The following is a 23,518-nucleotide window of genomic DNA, read 5'->3' on the forward strand; positions in this document are numbered from 1 at the left end:
CGCCAGATATCGGTCATCTGGGTGTGCGTTTCAGCGTCCACGGAATTGAACGTTTCAGGATTGCTAAACGTGATACGCAGGACACGGTCGGCCGGATAGTCAAATTTTAGTTTGGTATAGGCTGCATAACGATCACTCATTTTACTCATTCTTTCTTTTCTATCGGATCTATCGAACCACCATTGCCGATGGCACATATGAACAGGGTATGAATGCCGGAGATTTTCAGGAGACCGGCAGCGCGATTGGTGTCCTCTCACTGACGCGCTTCTCGTCACAACAACGCCTTCGTCAAAGCTGACATACTCCCGGCGTCAGGCTTGTTTTCTTTTCAGTCAATTTCCTAACAAATGTTAGATTAATGCGTGTGTGCCCCGGCTGTCAATCCAGAACATTGCACACAAATCCGCGAACTGCCGTCCATCCGCCTTATCCGCCGATAGACATATTCGACGTGATGCCGCCATCCACAGTGAAAATCACACCCGAGGTGTAGCTGGACCGGTCGGACGCTAGAAAGACGAACAGATCGGCGATCTCGCGCACCGTCGCCGCCCGACCGCACGGGTAATTGGCCAGCAACTCGCGATAGCGGCTTTCATCGCCCCAGCGCTCTTTCGCGCGGGCTTTCATGATCTTGTCGATGCGGGTGGTGGCGAACGGCCCCGGATTGACGCCGACCACGCGGATATTATCTTGCAAACTATGCCCGCCCATCGCCTTGGTAAAGGCCATCAACGCCGCATTCCCCGTGGTGCCCGCAATATAGCGGAAATCAAAATTCTCGCCCCCATTCCCGATATTGTTGAGGATCACGCCGTGTCCGCGCGCCTTCATGCTGGCATAAAATAGCCGGGTCATGTCAATATATCCCATCACCTTGACGTCCCAGCCCGGACGCCAGTCGTCGGCCCCGACCTGCCACAGATCGCCGCCCGGGATGGCCCCGGCATTATTGACCAGAATGTCAACGTCACCGGCGGCGGCATGCAGCTCGTCTATATCTCCTTTTTTCGTAAAATCGGCCGGGAAATATTCCGCCTTGACGCCATGCGCCTCCGTCACGCGTTTAGCAATGGCTTTCAGGCGATTTTCCTGCCGGGCTGCCAGAAACAAGTCTGCTCCCTCTTCCGCGAACACCTCCGCCAGACCTTCGCCAATGCCTTGCGATGCGCCCGTAATCAATACTTTTTTTCCTTTAAGCCCCAGATCCATTTTCCTAATCCCTGTTTTTTCTGCGTCCCGTCATGACGGCCCTACGTATGCTGTCTCCTGCCGGAGAGCCGCCGTTTTCTCATTCAAGCATATCACTCATGCGCTGCATCACGGCAGGTCCGGATACTCCCGCAGGGTCAGCGCGACCTTCACTGCTCCCGGTTTTTCGAAGGTATCTGGCTCGACGATGCGGACATTCGCCTTGAAGGCGAGCGAGTTGCGCAAATGCGTCTCGATCGACAGCTTGAGCGCGGCATCTTGATCCGGGGAACGCCCCCGTCCCCGCTCGACAAGGACCTTGAGCGCCCCTTGCGAAGTATGCCCTTCGAAATCCGCAAGAACGCGCATGACGCCGTTTGTCTCCGGTGTCATGTCTGTGATTACGCTCTGGATGGCCGAGGGGAACACATTGGCCCCCCGGATGATCAGCATATCGTCCGTCCGACCAACGCAGCGCACTTTCGGTCCTGTCCGGCCGCAGGCGCATGTCGTGCCCAGTACTTCCACATGATCGCCGGAGCGGAAGCGGACGAGCGGGTTCGCCTCGCGCCCGATCGCAGTATAAACCAGCTCTCCTTCTGCACCGTCGGTGAAAGGAATGACCTCGTCCGTTTCCGGATTGAGCAGTTCGGTAATAATATAGTCCATGCCGAGCATGTGCATGCCGGACTGGTCCTCGCATTCGCCCCAGTAGGCGACCGCCATGTCGGTACCGCCAAGCATTTCGCAGCATCTCGCACCCCAGACTTCCTCGATCCGTTGCCGGATGGCGGGAATGCCGCCGCCGGGCTCCCCACCCACGAGAACCACTTCGACGCCGAGCGTTTTCGCTTCGACGCCCAGAATGTCCGGTGCCTTCTCTCCCAGAAATACCGTAAAGTTTGGCGCTCCAACCAGAACGCGAGGCCGCAAATCTGCCGCCGCCCGGAGCAGGCGGTCCGCCCCTCCATCCGCCCCAATGGGAATATCGACAACGCCCATATATTGCATCGACTGGGTAATCGGTACGCCGCCGACGAAGCCTTTCGCCAGCGCAAATCCATGCAGCGACATATCCCCCGGCCGGATGCCGCAGGCGAAGAAGCAGCGCGCATTCATCTCATGCCACATTTCCGCGTCATTTTCCGTCAGGGCCACATAGGACGGGCTGCCTGTGGTGCCAGAGGAGGCCTGCATCTGGACGATATCCTCCCTATCCGCGGCGAGATGATGCCCGAACGGCGGATTTGCCCCCAGACTTTCGCGGATTTCGGTTTTCATCGTGAAGGGCAGCTTCTGCAAATCCTCGATGGTGCGAATCTCGTCAAAGGAGACCCCCGCCGCAGCAAATTTCTTCTGGTAAAAGGGAGAGCGTTCCTTGAGATAAGCCATCTGCTCGACAAGCTTATGTTCCTGAAGCTTTCTGATCTCGTCCAGCGGCATCGCCTCGATGGGATGCCAGTAGGCTTCCCCCTTTTTGTCAAACGCATCCGCCCGCCGGTATTGTATATTATATTCCTTGGAAGCCATTATTATTCCTTCTTATATTTCACTGGAGTGCTGTGATTTGCCCCGGTGACTAAACAAATCAGAGAGGCGGCTGCCTCAGTCATGAAAGCCGCGGGGTGGATTTAATGTTTTGCTGTTGTCTTTATATCTGATCCGCTGGACCTCCATCTCCCTAGATTCCTGAGTTCGCCGCACATTCCCTGTTGGGGCCCTAAAGACGGGTTGCCTTATGCTGGGGCAAAACCGCCCTATCCATCAACCAGCAGCACCCATTCCTTCTGCAAAGAACCCATATTCCACCCGCTGTTTCCGGGGCAAATTATTCCCTGTATCAAAAAATTCTAACTTACGTTAGAAAGCGTGACAAGGAAAAAGCATACGGGCGGCAAGGCCTTCCTCTACTTTTCATCGGTTACTCGCGCGCCTAGCCATGCATAGTCAGGCCGCCCTTGCAGGCAGAATAGACAGCCTCGCGATCAATAACATCTACGGTGTAACCGGCGCCACGGCCGCCATTTCTCAATCATTCCAAGAGTATCTGCGGCGCCATCGGCATTCATATCGAACAGAGCGACAACCGCCCCTCTTCGGCAAAACGCCCGGCAATCTCGCGTCCACTGCATCGGCCGCTTACGATGACGTGTTTTCCCGCAAGTCCCGGCATTTCGCCTTCTCCCATCCCCGTTATATTGAATTTTGCCCGTTTTCTTGTTAAAATCGAACATTTGTTCGAATTACATTGCTTGACAATACTTCTGTCAAGAAGGAATTAAAAGTCATGAATGTGACACCTGACATAACCGTATCGCCCGACGCGACGGCAAAAAAATCGGAAATAACCCGATTTGCGATTTTAACGGCGGCTGCGAAACAATTCCGGGATTTGGGCTACGGACCGTCCACCCTGCGCCGGATCGCTGACACCGCTGGTGTCGAGGCGGGCGGAATCTACTATCATTTCGCTTCGAAAGAAGAAATTTTCGACGCGGTTCTCGATAAGGGGCTACGCCAACTCTACCACGCCGTCCGAGAAGCAGGGGAGGCCTGCGAGGCGGCGGGCTGCGACTTTCGCGAGACCTTTGTCCGGATGGTCCATAACCATCTTGTCTATCTGCTTAAAGAAAATGACTTCACCTCCGCCAACATCCGCAACTTTTCCATGCTCCCCCTGCATGTGCGCGAGCGCCATCGTCCGTTGCGTATGGCCTATGCGGGGCTGTGGGAGGAGTTGTTGCACAAGGCCCTCCGGGAGGGGCAGATCCGTTCTGACATCAAGGTTGCGCCGCTGCGCCACTTTCTGCTGGGCGCGCTGAACTGGATGGGGGAATGGTTCAACGCCTCGCGCTATCCGGTCAGCGTCATGTCTGAAAGTGCCGCTATTCTGATCCTCGACGGCATGCTGGTGGAAACCAGCAAGCATCCCTTCCCGGTGGAGGAAATGGGCTTCCTGGACGAGGGCTTGTTTGAGCAGGCCAACAGCAAGGTGGCGCGAACCCGTATGCACATCCTGTCCTCCGCCGCGAAAGTGATGCGGGCAAATGGCTATAGCGCCTCGACCATGCGCCGCATTGCAGGCGAGGCGAATATGGAAGCGGGCAGCATCTATTACCATTTCAAATCCAAGGAGCATCTGCTTGATGCAGTGCTCGATCGGGGCTTGCGGGAAATGGCGAACGGGGTATCGCGAATCCTTTATGACCATGCGCGCTACCCCGACAACAGTCGACAGCTTGCCGCCGCCATCAATGCGCATATGCGGGTACTGTTCGCACGCGGCGAATTCACCTCCGCTAATATCCGCATGTATGGGCAACTCCCGCAGGAGATACGCAAACGGCATCGCCCGGTGCGCATGAAATACGCCGCCGCTTGGGATGCCTGTCTGCAAAACGCGCAGAATAACCAGATCATCCGCAGCGATTTCAAGGTTGTTCCCCTGCGGCTGTTCCTGATTGGTGCGCTGAACTGGACCGTCGAATGGTTCGACCCGGCAAGGGGCGGGCAGGACAACTACTACAGCCTGCAGGAAATGATCGCCTTGCAACAGTCCTTGCTGCTGAACGGCATTGCCCATAACGGGGGCATGACACCGTAAGGCTCCTTTTCGTACCATCCGCCTCGTCCCCAGCGCGCCACGTTTTTGAAAATCTGCGCCACGGGCCGCCCTCCACCCTTCCGCAAATCATGATCAAGCCGCCGTGTGCCGCCACTTCACTAAAAAACTAACAAATGTTCAAAATCATTGACTGACATTAGTGCTTGTGCCTAGACTGAGCGAAAAAATAGAGCGCTCACAGATGCACCAACATCAGGAAAAACGGGAGGATAACAAGTGACAGTTACGTCTTTGGCGCAATGTCTAGAAAATACTTCGCACCTTGTTGGGAACCAAATTTTTATCAGCTTCGAAGGGCGGACACTGACCTTTGCTGAGTTTGATGCGAGGACTTCACAGCTCGCGAATGTGCTCAAGGCGAAGGGCGCAAAAGCCGGGGACGTGATCGGGCTGTATCTGTCGAGCTGCCCTGAAATGGCCCTCGGCTACTGGGCGTGCCAGAAAGTCGGCGCCATCGCCAATCCCATCAGCAGCATGAACCGCGTGTATGAGGTGAAATCCACCGTCACGCGGACCGACATGCAAATTATCCTTACCAACCGGGAGACCCTGCCCTACGCCCTTGAGGTCCGGCAGGTAACCGGCAAGCTGGAGACGATTTTCGTCACCGGCGGTGCGGCGGACGGCGCCCTTGATGTAGACGCTATGGCAGACGCCGCCGACATGGCCTATTCGCTACCTGATTTCAGGGCTGACGATGTCGTTGCCTTGTTTTTCACCTCCGGCACCACGGGGGAGCCCAAGGGCGCAACGCAGACACAGCTCAGCCAGTATACGACGCTGCGCGACATGGCGGTTCACGGCGGACTTTTATGGGGCCGGGAAGTCTTTCTCTGCGCCTTGCCATTGTTCAATAATTTCGGGGCCACGTGCATGATGAATGGAGCCATCTTTTCGGGCGCCAAAATGATCCAGATGGAGCGCTGGGACACCGATGCCGTGCTGGAGGCGATCACCCGCGAAAAGGTGACCTATCTTGCCGGATCGCCAACCATGTTCCTGTACATGCTCCGCGATTTTGACCCCGCGAAACATGATCTCAGCTCGCTGAAGACCTGCGTGACAGGTGGATCGCCTGTCTCGCCTAATGTCATGCAGCAGTTTGAAGAGAAAATGGGCGTGCCGTTACTGCAGATTTATGGCGCAACGGAAAGCACGGGCTATGTGACGGGCGAACCGCTCTTTGGTGTGCGCAAACGTGGCTCCGCCGGAGTGCCGATAGGCGGCTCCCGCATTAGTATCGTCGATGACAACGGCACGGAACTACCGAACGGCGAAATTGGCGAAGTGCGGATTTCCGGCGATACCATTGGCGCGGGCTACTGGGGCGATGCCGACACAACAGCCGCCAGCTTCACGCCTGACGGCTGGCTCAGCGGCGATCTCGGGTATGTCGATGAAGACGGCTATCTGTTCATCGTGGACCGGAAAAAGGATGTCATTATTTCCGGCGGTTACAACATCTACCCGCTGGAAGTCGAGGATCTGCTTTACCAGCATCCCGATATTCGCATCTGCGCCGTTATCGGCCTGCCGGACAAGGACAAGAGCGAGATTCCAGTGGCAGTCGTCATTCCGCACTCCGGGCATGCGCTGGATGCTGGGGAAATAATCGCCTACTGCCGCAAGAACCTGTCGGCTTACAAGTCGCCCCGCCGTGTCTACACCGTTGACGACATGCCGCTCGGCCCGTCTAACAAGATACTCAAGCGCACACTCCGGGACTGGCACTCAGAAGGCCAGGGTAAATTGAAAGAGGTTCAGTAATGACAGAACAATCGTCTTCCGCAAATCGCGGGCTTCCGCTTGCCGGTGCAGTCGCCCTTGTTAGCGGTGCGGGCGGCCCGATGGGCGCAGCCATTGCCGAGCGGCTAGCAACAGACGGAGCGGCCCTCGGCCTGATAGACATTTCGGGCCGTCGCGTTGTCGCAACCGCCGAAGGCATTCAGGCCCAGTATCCAGACACCCGCATTCAGACGGCGCGGGCGAACGCTACCGACGAGAAGGAAACGAACGCCGCCATTGCCGAAATTGTGGACGCGCTGGGCGCGGTCACCATTCTGGTCAATGTCGTGGGTGGTATCCGCGGCGGCGAGCTGGTGACCCCCATTCTCGGGATGAGCGAGGAGCGCTTCGACAGCACCTTCGCCCTCAATCTGAAGCCACTTTTCTGGATGGTGCAGGCCACGGCGCCGGGCATGGTGGCGCGCAAGAAAGGCGCGATTGTCAATATATCCTCAGTGACCTTCGCTGGGGATGGCGACCAACCGGAATATGCCGCAGCAAAAGCAGCGGTATCATCCCTAACCCGTTCCCTGGCAATCGAGCTGGCTCCAAATGTTCGTGTAAATTGCATTGTTCCTGGATTGATACAGACCTCCGTTATTGAGAACGCAGCCCCAGAAATGGTGAAAGACTACACCAATCGATCTCTTCTTAAACGATTGGGCCAACCAGAAGATATTGCGGGTGCTGTCAGCTTTCTCGTCGGCCCCGATTCAAACTTTATTACCGGTGCCTCCTTGCCGGTTTCAGGAGGAATATCAGCGAATCTTTAGCTAATTAGTACAGTAAACCGCATAATCAAAAAACTCAAACTGAGGGAGAATAATATGTCTATGAAGAAAATAATTGGCATCACTGGCGGGGCTTTACTAGCCTTGTTCAGTGCGCAAACGGCCATCGCCGACGAAACACTCAAAGTGGGTATTTCAGCACCAATGTCAGGTGCCGCGGCGGCTTGGGGCTTAGGTTTTGAATACGCGGCCGAGCAAGCTGTTGCGAAAATCAACACTGACGGTGGCATCAAGGCTGGCGGCAAGACATATATGCTGGAACTGCATGCATATGACAATAAATATAATGCGGCAGAAGGCGCCAAAACAGCCCAAACGATGCTGAACCGAGAGAATATTAACTTCATTGTCGGCAGCATTGGAACGGCACCAGTAAAGGCGACGCAGGCGCTATCTGAACGAAAAGGCGCCTTACTCTTCAATACCGGCTGGGGAAAAAGCATCAAAGGGCCAAAGTATCCACTTACTTTTACTCAAATGAACACGCCGTTCGAAATTCTTGCACCTTTCTACGGCTATATAAAAGAGCAACATCCCGACGCGAAAACTGTCGCAATGATCACCCCGAACGACGCGACTGGTCAGGAGCTTGAACCTGTTGCAATAGATACCTGGGGCAATCTGGGCGTAGAAGTCATATCGAAGGACAAATACGAACGTGGCACAACTGAATTCCAGTCAATCGCCACAAAAATTGCGAATAGCAATGCTGATATCGTGGATTTTGGCGCTTCTCCGCCTACTGACGTTGGCTCAATGTTGAAAGCACTGGATGTCCTTGGATGGAATGGCGTTAAAGTTGTTCCAGCGGGCACCTCCGCAGGTACGTTGAGCAAAATGGCCGGCGCAGCCGCTGAAGGAACTTATTTAGGAGCATCTGCAGACTTCACCGGGGAGTCAGCCAGCGAAACTCAACGTAAGCTGAACGCTGGGGCAATGGAGAAGCTGGGCGAAGCCCTGAACGGCATCACGATTTCAAGCTATGATGCTGTAATGGCGCTTAAGAAAGCGATCGAAACAGCGGACAGTATCGATCCGAAAAAGATTGCTGAAACCCTACCGACAATCGTCTTTGAATCGTCCTATGGCCCCGCGGCTTTCGGTGGTGCAGAAGTTTATGGTAGTCCTCAACAGATACTCGTTCCTGTCATGATTACGCAATTGCGTGACGGACACGCCGTTGAAGTAGGACGGATTTCACCTGCTGAACTTAAGGAACGGCTTAAGTAAGCTGATCAACAAAGTATTGGATATGCCAGCCCTCACTCTGCGGGCTGGCATATCCTAAATTCGGCCCTGGAATAACCGGACCATATTTATGGAACTTCAAGTACAACTTCTCATGAATACGCTTCAGATCGGATCGGTTTACGTGCTGTTTGCACTAGGACTGACCTTGATCTTCGGCGTTATGAAAATCGTAAACTTTGCGCACGGTACTTTTTTTACAGCCGCTGCTCTAGTCGTCTCTTCAGTAATGATATGGAGCGTGGATACCCTTGGAATGCCAATCTGGTTTTCCTATCTTATTGCCTTTGTCTTGGCGCTCCTGGTTGTTTGTATAATTGGCTTTGTGGTTTATGTCTTCGGTTTTCAGTATGTCCTGAAAGATCTGAATGGATCCTTCATCCTGTCGATCGGATTGCTGCTGCTGCTGAACGGCACTTACCTGATCCTGTATGGAGGCGTGCCACGTTCCATTCCCGCCGTCATACCAGGGAATATCACCATTCTGGGCGCAAGTCTCACCATTCAGAGGCTGGTGCTCATGATCGTTGCCACCATCATCACGCTGGGTCTTTATATTCTTGTCCACAGGACAAAGCTTGGCCTCAGCCTGCGCGCGGTCGCCGAGGATCAGGAGGCCGCCATGCTTCAGGGCATCCCGTATCGCCGGGTGGCCCTGTACGGGTTTCTCATCGGCGCCACACTGGCCGCTTGCGCCGGCGCGCTGATGGCCACTGTCACACCGGTGACGACTGTTATCGGCGATGACTTTCTTGTCAAAGCCTTCATCATCATCATTATCGGCGGGCTGGGAAGCGTTCTCGGCGCCATTCTGGGGGGGCTTCTGATCGCCTTGATCGAAAGTTTCGGCGGCTATTATTTCGATCCGTCGACGGCAACACTTGTCATGTTTGTGTTGGTCGTTGTTCTGCTTATTGTCCGTCCACAGGGGATTCTAGGTCATGCTGAAAAGTAATCCGGGACTCGCCCTTTGCATTCTGATCGCCCTTGCTGCGGTCTGTTTTGCTCTTTTTAGCGGCGAGCCCTACTACGTACAGGTCGTCATCTGGGTCTTTGCGAACGCGGTGCTGGCGGTCACGCTCAGATTCGTGCTGCTGATCGGCGAGCTAAATATCGCTACGGCTGCTTTTTTCGGCATCGGCGCCTATACGACAGCGGTTGCATCAACCATACTGGACTGGAGTTTTTTCGCATCACTCCTCGCCGCGCCGATAATTGCCGGTCTCATTAGTGCGCTGTTCGGCTGGGTCACCCTTAGGACCAAGGGTCCCTACTTTCTGCTGATATCATTTGCTTTCACCGAAATTGTCCGGCTTTTATATACAAAATCAGACGTACTTGGCGGCAATTCCGGCATGATAGGCATGTTCCCTCCGATGGAACTGGATGCTTATTTTCCAGCGATTGCCATTACCCTCCTGGCGGCAATAATGTTCGGGCTTTACGCGGCAGAACGTTCCAATCTTGGACGTGTGTTCAAGGCTATTAAGAACAACGAAGATATTCCGCGTTCTGTCGGGTTGAACGTTATCGGCCTCAAAATTCTTTGTTTAGTTATCGCCTCCACAGCAGTGGGCCTTGCCGGCGGCGTCAATGCCTATACGAATAGCGTCATTGCCCCAGCTGATTTTACCTATTTTGTTGCGGTACTTGCCCTCGCCTATGTCAAAATTGGCGGCGAAGGTCATATTATCGGCCCCATCATCGGGGCGACAATTCTGACCTTGGCGGGGCAATTGCTTCACAGCTTCGGTCCGTATGAGAATATTTTCTATGGCATAATTATTATTGGTGTCCTCCTGCTCGTGCCCGGAGGAATTGTCGGTCTTGGCGAGCGTTTCAAAGCTGGCACATTCATTGGGAGGGCGGGACGTTGAACGATACTCAGACGGATACGCTTTCTGCATACAACACGGGTAGTGAAGGAAAAACCCTCCTGAAGGCAGAAGGGCTGGAGCGTAAATTTGGCGGCCTGACAGCCGTTGCGGATTTCAGTTTTGAATTACACGATGGGGAAATCCTGGGACTCATTGGTCCCAATGGCGCCGGAAAAAGCACGACTTTCAATTTGATCAGCGGATTTATACCGCCAACATCCGGGACGCTCTCATTCCTTGGCCAGAATATTACTAGTAAAAGCGCAACTTATATCAGCCGTATGGGTCTCATACGAACATTCCAGCACGAAAGTCTGCTCAGTGAAATGAGTGTTGCAGACAATATCATTATCGCAACAACTCATCGTTTAAAAACCGCCGCGGCGCGACTGGAAAGAATGCGTGAAATGGCGAAACTGACTGGCCTCGAAGATTATCTGGAAGTGACTGCTAGCAGTCTTCCGCATGGTCTACAGAGAATGCTCAGCATAGCCATTGCTCTTGCTGCTGAACCGAAGGTGCTATGCCTTGACGAGCCGTTGACGGGGCTGCAAGGAGCGGAAGTTAAGGCCGCTCTCGATCTATTCGAAATGATTCGCAGCGAACTTGGCATAACCATCTTACTTGTTGAACATAACATGCGGGCTGTTATGCGGATCTGTGACCGAATACTTGTATTGAATCATGGCCGACTTCTTGCGACCGGCACGCCTGAAGAAGTAAGCCAGAATGAACTCGTAATTGAAGCCTATCTTGGACATAAAAAATGAACCAACCAAATGTCATTTTATCTATCCACGATCTGTTCGTCAGTTATAGCGGCGTTCCGGCACTTGAAGGTGTCAGCTTATCGGTGAAGCAGGGCCAGATCACCACTATTGTCGGCGCAAACGGTGCTGGAAAAACAACATTGATGAAAGCGGTCGCAGGCCTGCTTACTCCATCAAAAGGCAAAATCGAGTTTCAAGGGCAAGACATTACCGGTCTGTCCCCTGCTCAAACCGTATCCAGGGGGCTCACGCTTGTCCCCGAAGGGCGCAGGTTGTTCCCGACAATGAATATACGCGACAACCTCATGTCAGGTGCGTATGTACGTGAGGATAAAGAAGCTATTCAGGCGGATTTTGAAACCGTCCTTGAGTATTTTCCAGTTCTGAAGGATCGTTTGCACATGCCCGCTAATTCGCTCAGCGGAGGGCAGCAGCAAATGCTAGCGGTTGGGCGCGCCTTGATGGCCTCACCAAAGCTTCTCATGCTGGACGAACCCTCTATCGGACTGGCGCCGACAATTGTGGATACGATTGCAAATATCATCCGCACCGTCTCTGAAAACGGCGTAGAAGTCTTGCTGGTAGAGCAAAATGCACATATGGCGCTCGAACTTGCTGATGAGGCATATGTTCTGGAAAATGGCCAAATCACGCTACATGGAAAAGGCCAGGAATTGATACAGAACGATAAAGTCCGGGAGGCGTATCTGGGACTTTGAACGGTATTTTCAGGTGCGGAAGGCTGAGTATAATCATCACGCATTTGCGCACCTACCACAAGTCAACGTGACGATACCAAACAACCCTCGCATGCCATTATAAATTTTCTTCAGCTTTTGTCATATGCCCGCTCTGGACGGCAGCCTCTGAAATCACATCCAGCGCCTCCGGATTGACCAGTGACGAGGTGTCGCCAAGGGGTTTACCGAGGCACACCGCGCGCACCAGCCGCCGCATCACCTTCATATTGCGCGTCTTGGGCAAATCCGCGACGGTCAGGATGAATTTCGGACGGTAGGGATAGCCAAGCCCGGCGATCACCGCATCAGAAAGCTCCTTCTCAACGGCGGCGCCCGGCACCGCGTCCTTATCCAGTACCACCACACAGACGACGCTTTCGCCCTTGATCTCGTCCGGAATGCCGATTGCCGCTGCCTCCCGCACCTTGCCGGTGGCGGTCAGCAGCGCCTCGATCTCTGACGGGCCAGTGCGCTTGCCCGCGATTTTCAGCGTGTCATCGGACCGCCCCAGCACGAACCAGAAGCCTTCCTCATCCTGCACCGCCCAGTCGCCCTGACGCCAGCAGCCCGGGATATCCCGCCAATAGCTGTCGAGAAAGCGTTCGTTATCTTTCCACAGCCCCCGGCTGAGCCCGATGGAGGGGTTGCGCAGGACGAGCTCGCCCACATTGTTGGGTCCAACGGGATGTCCATCCATGTCCACGATATCGGCCCCCATCCCCGGCACCGGGCCGGAAAAGGCGCAAGCCTTCATGGGGCGCAGGACGGAACCGGCCAGAATACCGCCGCCGATTTCCGTACCGCCCGTATAGTTGATGATCGGCCCACCTGATTTAAGGACATTTTTAAAGGTCCACCACCACGCATCGGGCGTCCAAGGCTCTCCGGTCGAGACGACAAGCCGAATTGAGGATATATCGTTGTTGCCAATCCCGGCGCCATGCATGAAACCGCGAATCAGCGTCGGCGCGACGCCGAGAAAGGTGACGCGGTGGTCATCGATAAGCCGCCACATCCGCGTACTGTCGGGATAGTCCGGCGCGCCATCGGCAATGACAAAGGACGCGCCCATCAGCGTTGCGCCGAAAGCGAGGAGCGGCCCGACCAGCCAGCCCATATCGGAAAACCAGATAATCCGGTCGCTGCTTTTCATATCCATCATTAGGCCGAGATCGAGCGTGAGCTTAGCCGGAAAGCCGCCATGGGTATGTACGGTTCCCTTGGGCTGGCCCGAGGTGCCGGAGGTGTAGACCAGCAGCGCAGGCGCTTCCGCCGGCATTTCGGCATTCGGCATGTCCGTCGGCTGGCCCTTGCAAAGCTCCTCCCAGTCAACATCCTTCTCCCCCATGGTGACGGGGTAGCCCGTACGTCTAAGGCAGACGATATTGCGGACACTCGGCGCGCGAATGGCGGCGGCATCGGCAAATTCCTTCATCGGCGCAGTCTGTCCGCGCCGCGTCGCGCCATCCACGGTGAGGACGGCAACCGCCTCCGATGCGGTCAGCCGGGCGAGGATTGCATCCACCCCAAAGCCGGAGAAAAGTGGCATCACCACCGCGCCGATCTTCGGCACCGCCAGCAGGGCGGCGACCGCCTCATTCACATTGGGCATATAGATGGCGACCACCTCGCCGGGCTGCACGCCGAGCGATTGCAGACCCGCCGCGAGGCGGGAGACTTCCGCGCTCAATTCCTCATAGGTCCATATTCGGGTCTCACCCCCCTCGGATTCGCCGAGAACGGCAGGCGATTTCCAGACCTCGGTGCCGCGGTGACGATCCAGTGAATTTTCCACGATGTTTGTCGTGCCGCCCACGAACCATTCGGGAAACTCGATCCCCCGCGAGAGATCCATTATCTTCTCATAGGGCTTCATGAACCGGAGCCGCCCGGCGATGGCGTTCCACCACCATTCCGGCTCTTCGTCTGCACGTCGCATCAGCGTGTCATAATCTGCGATGCCATGGTCGGCCATAAAGGCGACAAGGTTGCTTTGCTTGATCAACTCCTCACTGGGTTCCCAGACGATGCTTTGACGTGACATCTCATTCATTTTTTATTCGCTCCGATGCAATTGAAATAAGCCTCGAAAAGGAAGACTAAGTTATCATGTTATATTCTTAAAACGAAAAAACTCGACACTTTTTAAGGTATGATTTGTTGTTTTCCAGACGCTTACTGTCCGTCATCATCACAGCTAGGCGGATAATCTCGGGCAATGCTTTAAGATAGAGAAACGGGGTTTTTTGTCATGCTTGGAGGCTAATCGACGAGCAAATGGCCATCAAGCAATTTTCTTGTGATAAAGCCTAGAAACGGTGCTGTCAGACGAATGCGACCTCGTCTCTGTTTGACGTAAATTGGCAATAAGGTGCCGCTATTATGCCACACTAAGTTGCTGCCACTCGGCCAGTGCGGCATTTCTCTGAAGCTTGAATTCTTCTCGGCTGGTTAGATGGCGTTTATTGTTGAAGTGATTGTAGACGGATGCGTGAATAGAGACAAATTTCTGCAGACTTCGCATGCGCCGGAATTTTATCATCGCCTGCTCCCGTCGCCGGAACAGGAGATGTGAGTTTTCACAGCGATTGTTCTTCCGCCGGCCAACCTTTTGTGCTGTTTCATTGCCAATTATCTTCATCGTAACGCGGTAAAATCGTAATCTGTCCGTTACGATTTCGTGCGGTCTTCCATACCGTTTCATTATTTTCTTAAGGAACACCAAGGCTGCCTTGCGATCCCGGATTTTCTCCAGCCGTTCCTGAGCGTCCTGTTTCAGTTTATATTTCTCGACCTTTTCTGTCCTTGTTCGTGGAGTGCCGAGACAAATTCCACGAAACGCGGAACCATGAAATAAGCCATATTATCGGCGCATCTATAGATGCCTGTGATCCAATACTTCATGCCACCGCGCGCGCTTGAAATAGGCAACTTAGCGTCCGCGATGATCCCGCGTCTCTCCCATTTTCTTGGGATGCGCATAACCATGAAAATACTCAGGCTCGTTATGGTCCAGCCTCGTCATCTTCTCAAGCGCCTCATCCTGAAGGGTGATCAGGGCATCCTCGATGGCATATTGCGCACGCACCTCCTCGGCCAGACTGTCCGCGGGTGGATTTTCCTGATACCAACGGACTGTCTGGCGCAATCCGTCGATCGGATCGACAATATCGCGATAGCCAAGATCATGTTGAAGCGAAAAAATATCGAACATCCGATGGAAATCTTCATCGTTGAACACTTGCAAGACCCGAGCATGGGACGCCACGGCATCGGGGATGGAAACGATCTCTATCTCTTCCCCCATTGCCTCATAGAGTACCTCTCCAAGCTGAGCGAGCGTAAACTGGCGTTGATCTGCGCAGTTATAAATTTTGCCCGCCGCATTTTCAGGTTTGTCGACGCCCAGCAAGACAGCACGGGCCATGTTTTCCGCATATCCGTGGCTGATAATCGTCAGCCCTCCGTCCGGCAGCGCCACGCGGCGACGCTTGTCGAGGCAGCGTTGGATAAACCACCAGAAACGAATGGGCATAACCTGCCCCGCACCGTAAATCAGCGGATAGCGGAAGTGGCTGACATTGCAGTCCTTTCCGTGATGCGACATGACATGCTGCTCGGCCTGGAGCATCTTGTAGCCGAAGACATGATCTTGGGGCGATCGCAGCAACGGCGTTGTCTCACTAAGCGGAACGGTACAGCCGGTCGGAAAGACGGATTTGGGATCTGCAAACCCACGGAAGATCGCCATGCCACCGATTGTGATCAGACGCTCGGTCAGTGGCGCCACAACATCAGAGACGATTTTTATCCGGCCATAGGCGCCCACCACCACATCGAATTGTCGCCCCTCCAGCGCCGGAGCAAGTGATTCCTTAAAATGCGGATCAGCCTTGATCCGTTCAACCTCAGCCGGAATATGGCTGTCATCTCGACCACCGCGATTGAGCATCGCTACCTCATAGCCGCGTTCAAGAAGTCCATTTATAAGGAAGCGGCCGGTCGGTCCGGTACCACCTATCAACAAGGCTTTCATGTTTTACTTTCCCATCGTCTCGTCATTTCTGCACCAAAAATCCTGATTTTTCAGGATCCGCTTTAGTTTTTTCCCATAAATTTCCGTGTCGAGGACTTGAATTCCTCGCTGCCGAGGGCGTCCATATTCATTTGCAGCATAGCTTCATTTTCCTCAACCAGCTGCAAGGCGTAGCTGATAGATTTTTTCACAAAGGTATAGGCGCTACTGCTTTGATCAATCATTTCTTTAGCGAACGCAGCCAGCCCGGTTTCAAATTCAATATCCTCAACCAATATATCGACAAGACCTGCTTTGAAAGCATCTTCCGCATAGAGGGGTCTGCCGCGGAGCAGGATCGCGCGCGTCACGGAGACACCGACCAGCGCCAGAAGCTCTCCCGACGCCGGCGCTGGATAGACAAGCCCGCGCTTCACCGCCGTCACCGCGAAACGGGAGGATTTCGTACAAAGACGAAAGTCACAGGCCGCCGCTATCACAACGCCAGCCCCGACACAATGGCCGGAGATTGCGGCAATTGTCGGGATCGGGAGATCGCGCAGCAGAGCAGACACGTCTCGAATCCCGACATAAGCTTCGTCGGCTTCCTGAACATGCTGATAGAAATCTTCATACTCGCTGATATCGCCGCCGGAGCAGAAGGCTGTGTTTCCAGCACCACGTAGAACCACGACTTTGATATCGGGCCGATCTCGCACTTCTTCAAACGCTTTGGCAAGCTGCCGCCACATCGCGCGGTTTATAGCATTATGCTTTTTAGGCTGATTGATCGTAATCTGCAACTGACCGTCTTCGACACGGGATTCAATCATAATGACTTAAACTCTTTCTCAATGGGGTAGCGTATCATCCTCCGAATACAACCAACTTAAATCAATTCGTATGGCGGTTGACAACAATGCCCGCCGCCTCACGATCCCAGATTTGGTCCAGTCGTTCCTGAGCGTCCTGTTTCAGTTTATATTTCTCGACCTTTTCTGTCATTGTTCTTGGGAGTTCCGGGACAAATTCTATAAATCGCGGCACCATAAAATAAGCCATATTGTCAGCGCAATACCGGATCAGTTCCTCCTCAGTCAGCGAATACCTGTCTTTACATTCCACGCTGACCATGACCTCATCTTCACTCATTTCCGAATTTACGGCATAGGCGGCGACATCCTCCACGGCCGGATGCCCGAGGATTATCTGCTCGACTTCATAGGAGGAGATGTTCTCGCCCCGCCGCCGGATAGCGTCTTTTTTGCGGTCCACGAAATAGAGGAACCCGTCTTTATCGAGATAGCCCCGATCTCCTGTATGGAACCATAAATTACGCCGCGCCTCGGCTGTCGCTTCAGGTTTCTTGTAGTAACCCTGCGCCGTCATCCAGGGGACCTCACAACGCAAGCATATCTCACCCGGCGTTCCCGTTGGTTGCGGCCGGTCGTCATCATCCAAGATGGCAACAGTCATGTTCTCACGAACCTGACCCGCGGATTTCCACTTTTCCGGTGGATGTTTTGGCCCCAAGAAGGTGGCGCCACCAAAATCCGTCAACGCGTAAACAGATGTGATCTTTAGCCGATACCGCTCCTCAAACTCGCGGGCAAAATCCGGTACTGGCACCATCATGCACATTCGCGCCTTGTTTTCGCTATCCAGCGGGCTCTTCGGTTGCGCCCAGAGAATATTGGCCATCGCGCCCAGTAAATTGAACTGTGTAACACCATAGTCCCGCACTTCTTGCCAAAAAGCGCGTGCGGAGAAACGCGGAGAGACAACAAGCGTCGCATCGGCCATCATTGCTGGTAGTGCACAGGTATTAAGCGCGTTGCCATGAAACAATGGCAAACAAGTATAAAGAACATCTTCAGGCTGATATCCAAAATATTCTGCGTAATCTATCGCACCGGACACCATCATCTCATGTGGTTCCATATTACCCTTGGACGGACCTGTCGTGCCTGAAGTATAGAGCAGGAAGGCGAGGTCGCGGTTCCGGACGAGATCCGCAGACAACTCGTCGGCGGCAGCGTCAAGCAAAACGTCATAGTCGATGACGCCCGCGCCCAGCGATGAGCGCACATCCGCATCTAGCGGCTTCCCGTCGTCAAATGCAACAATCATGCTGATACCGTCACACTGACTTTGCACGACCTGGAAGCGGTCCAAAAGGCTACTATCGGCAATCAGGGCAGTACAATCAGACTGGGTCAGGTAATAAGCAAGCAGCTCACCCTTGGCCGCTGTGTTGACCGGCACGCTGACTGCGCCTATTTTCGCCAGGGCGAAATAAAGCAATAGCAACTCTGGTTTGTTATCCATCATGAAGGCGACATGCTGGCCCTTCTCTATCCCGAGATCCGCGAGCGAGCGGCCCAGTCGATTGCTAATTTCATGAAACTCCCTGTAGGAGTAACTACGATCCAGAAACCGCAGGAAAATCCTGTCGCCATTTTTTTCGGCTTTATGGCGCAGGATATTACCCAAAGTGCGATTGTCAGTTGGAATTTTCAGGTCGCGTAATCTTTCCATGGTCTGGCCTTGACCTCCCAAATAGCTCGTTTGTATTTATTTTTGCTCTTGCGGTTAATTTGTGTGGCGATTGACAACGATGCCAGCCGCCTCCCGATCCCAGATCTTATCCAGCCGTTTCTGAGCCCTTTGTTTCAATTTGTATTTCTCGACTTTTTCCGTCATTGTCTTGGGCAATTCCGGAATTATTTCGACGAAGCGCGGCACCATGAAGTAGGCCATATTGTCGGCGCAGTAGCGAACGAGATCGGCAGGATCCAGCGTCTTCCCTTCCTTGCAGGTAACGCTGACCATGACTTCATCCTCGCTCATTTCCGAATTCACCGCATAGGCGGCCACATCCTCCACGGCCGGATGGCCGAGGACGATCTGTTCAACTTCATAGGAGGAGATATTCTCACCGCGGCGGCGGATGGCATCCTTCTTGCGATCGACAAAGTAGATATATCCGTCTTCATCGAGATAGCCGCGATCACCGGTGTGGAACCATTGATTGCGGTTCGCATCGACTGTTGCCTGGGGCATTTTGTAATACCCCCTCGCCGTAATCCAGGGGACGTCACACCGCACACATATCTCTCCGGGCGTCCCTGTCGGCAAAGCGTTGTCATCATCATCCATAATACCGATCGTCATGCCGCTTCGCGGTTTTCCAGCGGATTTCCACTTCTCCTTCGGATGCTCAGGACTCAGGAATGTAATGAAACCATAGTCGGAAAGCGCGTAGACCGATGTAACCTTCAGGCCGAAACGCTCCTCGAATCCACGAGCGAAATCGGGCACCGGCACCATCATACAAAGGCGCGCTTTGTTCTTGCGATCCAACGGGCTTGGCGGTTGCGCCCAGAGAATATTCACCATTGCGCCCAACAGGCTGAATGCCGTCACACCATAATTTGTAATTTCATTCCAGAACTTGCTGGCCGAAAAGCGGCGGGAGATCACCAAAGTAGCGTCAGCCATCAATGCGGGCATGGCGGAGGTGTTCAATGCATTGCCGTGAAACATCGGCAGGCAGGTATAAAGAACGTCATCAGGGCCGTAGCCGAAGTATTCCACATGATCGATGGCACCGCCAATCATCCGTCCGTGGGGCACCATGTTGCCTTTCGAGGGGCCTGTGGTGCCGGAGGTATAGAGCAACATGGCGACATCCCGATTTCGGACCACGTCTTCAGGAAGGTCGTCGACCGACGCATCCAGTAATCTGTTATAGTCAATAACCTCGGCGTTCAACTGTGGTGTCGTTGCCGGATCAATGGCTCCCTGCTCATCCAGAATTATAACATGGCGAATGGTTTCGCACTGATCCTGAACCAGCTGAAAACGTTCAACAAGCCCGCTGTCTGAAATCAGGACTGTCGAGTCCGACTGGGTCAGATAATAGGCAAGCAGTTCACCTTTTGCCGCTGTATTGACAGGCACACTGACGGCCCCGATTTTTGCAAGCGCAAAATAAAGCAGGAGCTGCTCCGGCTTGTTCTCCATCATGAAGGCAACGTGCTGTCCCACCTCGACGCCAAGGTCCGAAAGGGCGCGACCCAGCCGGTTGCTAATCTGGTGAAACTCCCTGTAAGAATATTCGCGGTCCTCAAAACGAAGATAGATTTTATCGCCATTTTCCTCCGCCTTCTGGCGCATGATGTTACCCATTGTAAAGTCTTCCAACGGGATCCCCAGACTGCGTATTCGTTTCATATTTTAGCTCATCTCTCCGAAAAATAGGGGCAGCGGCGTACCGTCGTCGCATTCTTGCCAAGTCAGCCGGAGCGGCATCCCAATCCGGATTTTTTCCGGCGACAAGTCGATAATGTTGCTGATCAACCGGACCCGCAGGCTTGGAAAGCCGACAACAGCGATATTATAGGGTACGTATGATTTGAGTTCCTTGGTGACGGCGTTATGCACAATCGTGTAGCTGAAAAGCTCCGCTTCCTCCGGCGCCGCGTCCCACTTGACCTGGTCGGAGCCGCAGAACCGGCAAACTGGCGCGGGCGGATGGCGGTGACGTCCGCAGGCGGCGCATTGTTGAAACCGCAGTTCGCGCTTGCGGCACCAATCCCAGAAGGGAACGGCATCCATTGGCGGGTTTGGTGAGGGTGTTGGCAAATATCTGGTCATTACGCTCTTCCTAAAATGGCCGCTGATGAACTGTTGGCCAGCAGGCAGATCTCGGCGTCGGCAACCTGCGACGTTGACGTTCCGCGCATTTGGCGAACACCCTCGACCGCGAGATTAAGCCCGTGAATATAGGCTTCAGACAGATGCCCTCCCGAAGTATTAATCGGCAGCTTTCCAGTCGACCAACGTATATTACCATCGGCAACATAAGCTCCCGCCTCACCCAGGCCGCAAAACCCAAAGCTTTCAAGGTTCATCAGAACGAAATAGGTGAAATGATCGTAGATTTGCGCCGTATCCACATCCTCCGGCCCGATACCGGCCTTGGCATACAAACGGTTGGCCAAAGTCCGTCCGCCGCCCGCCTTGTAATCTTCTTCGGGCATATTATGCGACCCCAGTCCGCCAGATCCCCAACCAGGTTCCGCCCCCTGCCCCGCAGCCAGGATCCGCACGACCGGACCCGATAGGTCGCGCGCTCGTTCCTCGGTCGTGACGACCAAAGCACAGGCACCGTCGTTTTCCTGACAGCAATCATAAAGGCGCAAGGGATCGGCAACCATCCGGGAGGTCAGGTAGGTATCAAGATCGAGCGGACGATCCTTGAACACGGCCCGCGGATTGCGCGCAGCATTGGCCCGCCCACTCAGAGCGATCTCCGCCACTTGCTCTTCCTGAATTCCGTAATCGTGCTTGTACCGCTGGGCGAGCGGAGCCAGCATGAAGGGGGGCGCAAACATGCCGAAGGGATCGAGAAAACCCGGGCTATGCGGCACGCCATATCCCTGCCCGAAGCGCTTTCTCTGCCCCTGACAAAGCGAGCGGAAAACCGCAACGTAGTTCGCGGCACCGGATTCAACTGCTGCTGCTGCCTGGGCGATTGCCGCGAAGCAACCTCCGCCCCCGCCACCCCAGGCCATCGTTGCATAGCGCAGCTTAGGTAATCCCAGAGATTCCTGCATCAGCCAGGGAACGCTTTCATCGTTCGCGTAGGACGACAAACCATCTATCTCATTGACATCAAGCCCGGCATCTTTCGCGGCATTGGCAACAGCAGCGCAAGCCAAGGCAAGCTCGCTCCGGTCGGCAATTCCGCCCCGGCGTGTGTAGTCTGTTTCTCCAATTCCGACGATACAGGCCCGAGATCCGACACTTGTAGGCTCACCCACCATACCTCACCTTCCAGTGCAATTAAAGCAACGGCCTTTGCACCCTTTTTTGTTGTCATTCGTTTTCCGGTTAATCATTTCATAAGCTCAAAAATATGTCAATATATGAAAAAAATATTCACCTATTGAACAAATTATGATAGTAAAGCCTTGTCACTTTTTGTGGAGTTTTTTGGTTTAATGGGCTATGTCATTAAATCTTTCAATGTATTGTGTATAGAAATCCGCCCGCCAAGAGAGTAAATTTAAAATGTTGGTCTTTGTTTCACCGGTTCACTCAGAGTCCTGTTTTTGGAAAATTTATTCTCGGACGCCGAGTCTGGAGAGCCGTCGCTTCTCGCCGACAACCTTCAGCTCTGGAAATTTCTTTGACTGGAGCAACCATGACTTCGTTTGACCCTGTTACATCGGTCGTCAGAGCACTGACTGTGCTCCGGATCGTCAACGAAATTGAATTTGCGTCGATCAAGCAGCTCCACAAGGAGACGAAGCTTCACCGTTCAACTGTTCTACGTATGCTGGAAACGCTAATTTCCGAGGGCTATGTCACGCGCGATCAACAATCCGGCATGTATATGCCAACCGGTAAAACCCTGCTCTTAAGCAAAGGGTTTGACGGCAACCGCCATTTATCCCAAATGGCCAGCCCAATTATGCTGGCTTTGCGCGAACGGATCGGCTGGCCTTCAGATCTTGCGATCCTCGACGGCAACGACATGATGATTGTCGAGACAAGTCGCGAGTACAATATCATGGCCATAAATCACAAGGCCGGCGTCCGCGCTCCTCTGTTGCTAACCTCTCTTGGACGGGCCTATCTCGCCTTTTGCAAGGAGCCTAGACAGGAGCACCTACTGAAAACGCTGGCATCGTCGACGCGCTCCGTCGATTCCGCGGCCCGGGACAATCCAAAAGGAATCAAAAAATTGCTGGCAACGATACGCAAGCAAGGCTATGCGGTTCCCGACCTGAAGTTCAACCAGTCTTCTTCCTCCGGAGCCGGTCTGATCACCGGCTTCAGCGTTCCTGTATTCAAGGATGATGAAGTTTTTGCGAGCCTCAGCACATCTTTCCTGATGAGTGCAATGTCGCTGGAAGAAGGGATCAAAGCCCTTCTTCCAGCACTTCATGAGACTGCGGACGCACTTGGCCGACTGATCAGCGAAAATTACCGCTGACCAGTCCCTTCCGGTGGACCCGGAATATTACGCCTTTTCAAACAGCGGGATTGTTTGCCCGTTCCCGGCCTGCCCCCATACGAGCCGCAGCTTCATACCAAATTTAAGCTCATCCGGTTCGGCATCGACCACATTGGAAATCACCCTGACACCCCCCATTGTTGGGAAGCGTACAAGCACGACATTGTAGGGAACGCGTTCGCGAACGGCCTGATGTGCTGGATGGTGAATCACGGTAAAACTGAAGAGCTCCCCCTCCTCCGGCGCTTCCACCCATTCAATCTGGCCAGAGTGACACTGCGGACAGAACGGTCCCGGCGGATGCCTGAAGGCCTTACAGCTTCCGCAGCGTTGAAACGTCAGTTTTTTGTCCTGGCAATTCGCCCAATAGACCGCATCGTCAAACGAGGGGTCCGGTCCGGGAACTGCTTCCGGCATATAACGCATTTAATATACTCCTTTCAAAG

The 23,518-nt window shown here is 53.9% G+C and carries 19 protein-coding genes and 1 pseudogene; 9 read left to right on the forward strand and 11 right to left on the reverse strand.

Annotated features, from left to right (window positions below):
* Positions 1–429: 429 nt before the first annotated feature.
* Entirely contained in the window at positions 430–1,215 is a 786-nt protein-coding gene (locus ACESNI_RS05905; protein WP_373085589.1) for an SDR family oxidoreductase, read from the reverse strand.
* A gap of 108 nt (positions 1,216–1,323) precedes the next feature.
* Positions 1,324–2,724, reverse strand: coding sequence for a phenylacetate--CoA ligase family protein (locus ACESNI_RS05910; protein WP_373085590.1), 1,401 nt, complete (start codon positions 2,722–2,724; stop codon positions 1,324–1,326).
* A 757-nt stretch (positions 2,725–3,481) separates the two neighbouring features.
* Here ACESNI_RS05910 and ACESNI_RS05915 point away from each other — a divergent pair.
* From ACESNI_RS05915 to ACESNI_RS05950, 8 genes are all read left to right on the forward strand, one after another.
* A complete protein-coding gene (locus ACESNI_RS05915; RefSeq protein ID WP_373085591.1) occupies positions 3,482–4,798 on the forward strand; it encodes a TetR family transcriptional regulator in 1,317 nt (438 codons plus the stop codon).
* Positions 4,799–5,035: 237 nt separating this feature from the next.
* Complete coding sequence (locus ACESNI_RS05920) at positions 5,036–6,586, forward strand: class I adenylate-forming enzyme family protein (protein WP_373085592.1); 1,551 nt, start codon at positions 5,036–5,038, stop codon at positions 6,584–6,586.
* Positions 6,586–7,377, forward strand: a complete 792-nt coding sequence (locus tag ACESNI_RS05925; protein ID WP_373085593.1) for an SDR family NAD(P)-dependent oxidoreductase — start codon at positions 6,586–6,588, stop codon at positions 7,375–7,377. The genes ACESNI_RS05920 and ACESNI_RS05925 overlap by 1 nt, the downstream gene beginning before the upstream one ends.
* 54 nt (positions 7,378–7,431) lie before the next feature.
* On the forward strand, positions 7,432–8,625 hold the full coding sequence (locus tag ACESNI_RS05930; RefSeq protein WP_373085594.1) for an ABC transporter substrate-binding protein: 1,194 nt from the start codon (positions 7,432–7,434) through the stop codon (positions 8,623–8,625).
* A gap of 88 nt (positions 8,626–8,713) precedes the next feature.
* A complete protein-coding gene (locus ACESNI_RS05935; protein ID WP_373085595.1) occupies positions 8,714–9,598 on the forward strand; it encodes a branched-chain amino acid ABC transporter permease in 885 nt (294 codons plus the stop codon).
* Positions 9,585–10,520 (forward strand): branched-chain amino acid ABC transporter permease, encoded by a 936-nt coding sequence (locus ACESNI_RS05940; RefSeq protein ID WP_373085596.1) that lies wholly within the window; start codon positions 9,585–9,587, stop codon positions 10,518–10,520. The genes ACESNI_RS05935 and ACESNI_RS05940 overlap by 14 nt, the downstream gene beginning before the upstream one ends.
* On the forward strand, positions 10,517–11,290 hold the full coding sequence (locus ACESNI_RS05945; protein ID WP_373085597.1) for an ABC transporter ATP-binding protein: 774 nt from the start codon (positions 10,517–10,519) through the stop codon (positions 11,288–11,290). Before ACESNI_RS05940 ends, ACESNI_RS05945 begins: the two co-directional genes overlap by 4 nt.
* Entirely contained in the window at positions 11,287–12,009 is a 723-nt protein-coding gene (locus tag ACESNI_RS05950) for an ABC transporter ATP-binding protein (RefSeq protein WP_373085598.1), read from the forward strand. The genes ACESNI_RS05945 and ACESNI_RS05950 overlap by 4 nt, the downstream gene beginning before the upstream one ends.
* Positions 12,010–12,106: 97 nt before the next feature.
* Here ACESNI_RS05950 and ACESNI_RS05955 read toward each other — a convergent pair whose 3' ends face one another.
* From ACESNI_RS05955 to ACESNI_RS05990, 8 genes and pseudogenes are all read right to left on the reverse strand, one after another.
* Entirely contained in the window at positions 12,107–14,083 is a 1,977-nt protein-coding gene (locus ACESNI_RS05955) for an AMP-binding protein (protein WP_373085600.1), read from the reverse strand.
* Between the two features lie 327 nt (positions 14,084–14,410).
* Positions 14,411–14,779 (reverse strand): annotated as a pseudogene (locus ACESNI_RS05960) (DDE-type integrase/transposase/recombinase); the annotation flags it as partial.
* 183 nt (positions 14,780–14,962) lie between these two features.
* A complete protein-coding gene (locus ACESNI_RS05965; protein ID WP_373085601.1) occupies positions 14,963–16,066 on the reverse strand; it encodes an NAD-dependent epimerase/dehydratase family protein in 1,104 nt (367 codons plus the stop codon).
* A gap of 62 nt (positions 16,067–16,128) precedes the next feature.
* Positions 16,129–16,878, reverse strand: coding sequence for an enoyl-CoA hydratase/isomerase family protein (locus ACESNI_RS05970; protein ID WP_373085602.1), 750 nt, complete (start codon positions 16,876–16,878; stop codon positions 16,129–16,131).
* Positions 16,879–16,939: 61 nt separating this feature from the next.
* On the reverse strand, positions 16,940–18,583 hold the full coding sequence (locus tag ACESNI_RS05975) for an ATP-dependent acyl-CoA ligase (RefSeq protein ID WP_373085604.1): 1,644 nt from the start codon (positions 18,581–18,583) through the stop codon (positions 16,940–16,942).
* A gap of 54 nt (positions 18,584–18,637) precedes the next feature.
* Positions 18,638–20,281 carry an AMP-binding protein gene (locus ACESNI_RS05980; RefSeq protein WP_373085605.1) on the reverse strand — a complete coding sequence of 548 codons (1,644 nt, stop codon included), beginning with the start codon at positions 20,279–20,281 and terminating at the stop codon, positions 18,638–18,640.
* Between the two features lie 3 nt (positions 20,282–20,284).
* Positions 20,285–20,704: a Zn-ribbon domain-containing OB-fold protein gene (locus tag ACESNI_RS05985; protein ID WP_373085606.1), complete on the reverse strand. Its 420-nt coding sequence runs from the start codon at positions 20,702–20,704 to the stop codon at positions 20,285–20,287.
* Positions 20,704–21,876 (reverse strand): hypothetical protein, encoded by a 1,173-nt coding sequence (locus ACESNI_RS05990; RefSeq protein WP_373085607.1) that lies wholly within the window; start codon positions 21,874–21,876, stop codon positions 20,704–20,706. The genes ACESNI_RS05985 and ACESNI_RS05990 overlap by 1 nt, the downstream gene beginning before the upstream one ends.
* A 380-nt stretch (positions 21,877–22,256) precedes the next feature.
* On the opposite strand from ACESNI_RS05990, the gene ACESNI_RS05995 reads away from it, so the two are divergent.
* Positions 22,257–23,051, forward strand: a complete 795-nt coding sequence (locus ACESNI_RS05995; RefSeq protein WP_373085608.1) for a helix-turn-helix domain-containing protein — start codon at positions 22,257–22,259, stop codon at positions 23,049–23,051.
* A gap of 27 nt (positions 23,052–23,078) precedes the next feature.
* Here the strand turns inward: ACESNI_RS05995 and ACESNI_RS06000 are convergent, their stop codons facing one another.
* On the reverse strand, positions 23,079–23,498 hold the full coding sequence (locus ACESNI_RS06000; RefSeq protein WP_373085609.1) for a Zn-ribbon domain-containing OB-fold protein: 420 nt from the start codon (positions 23,496–23,498) through the stop codon (positions 23,079–23,081).
* Positions 23,499–23,518: the final 20 nt, after the last annotated feature.

It is taken from the genome of Sneathiella sp., assembly GCF_041689005.1.
Classification (GTDB): Bacteria; Pseudomonadota; Alphaproteobacteria; order Sneathiellales; family Sneathiellaceae; genus Sneathiella.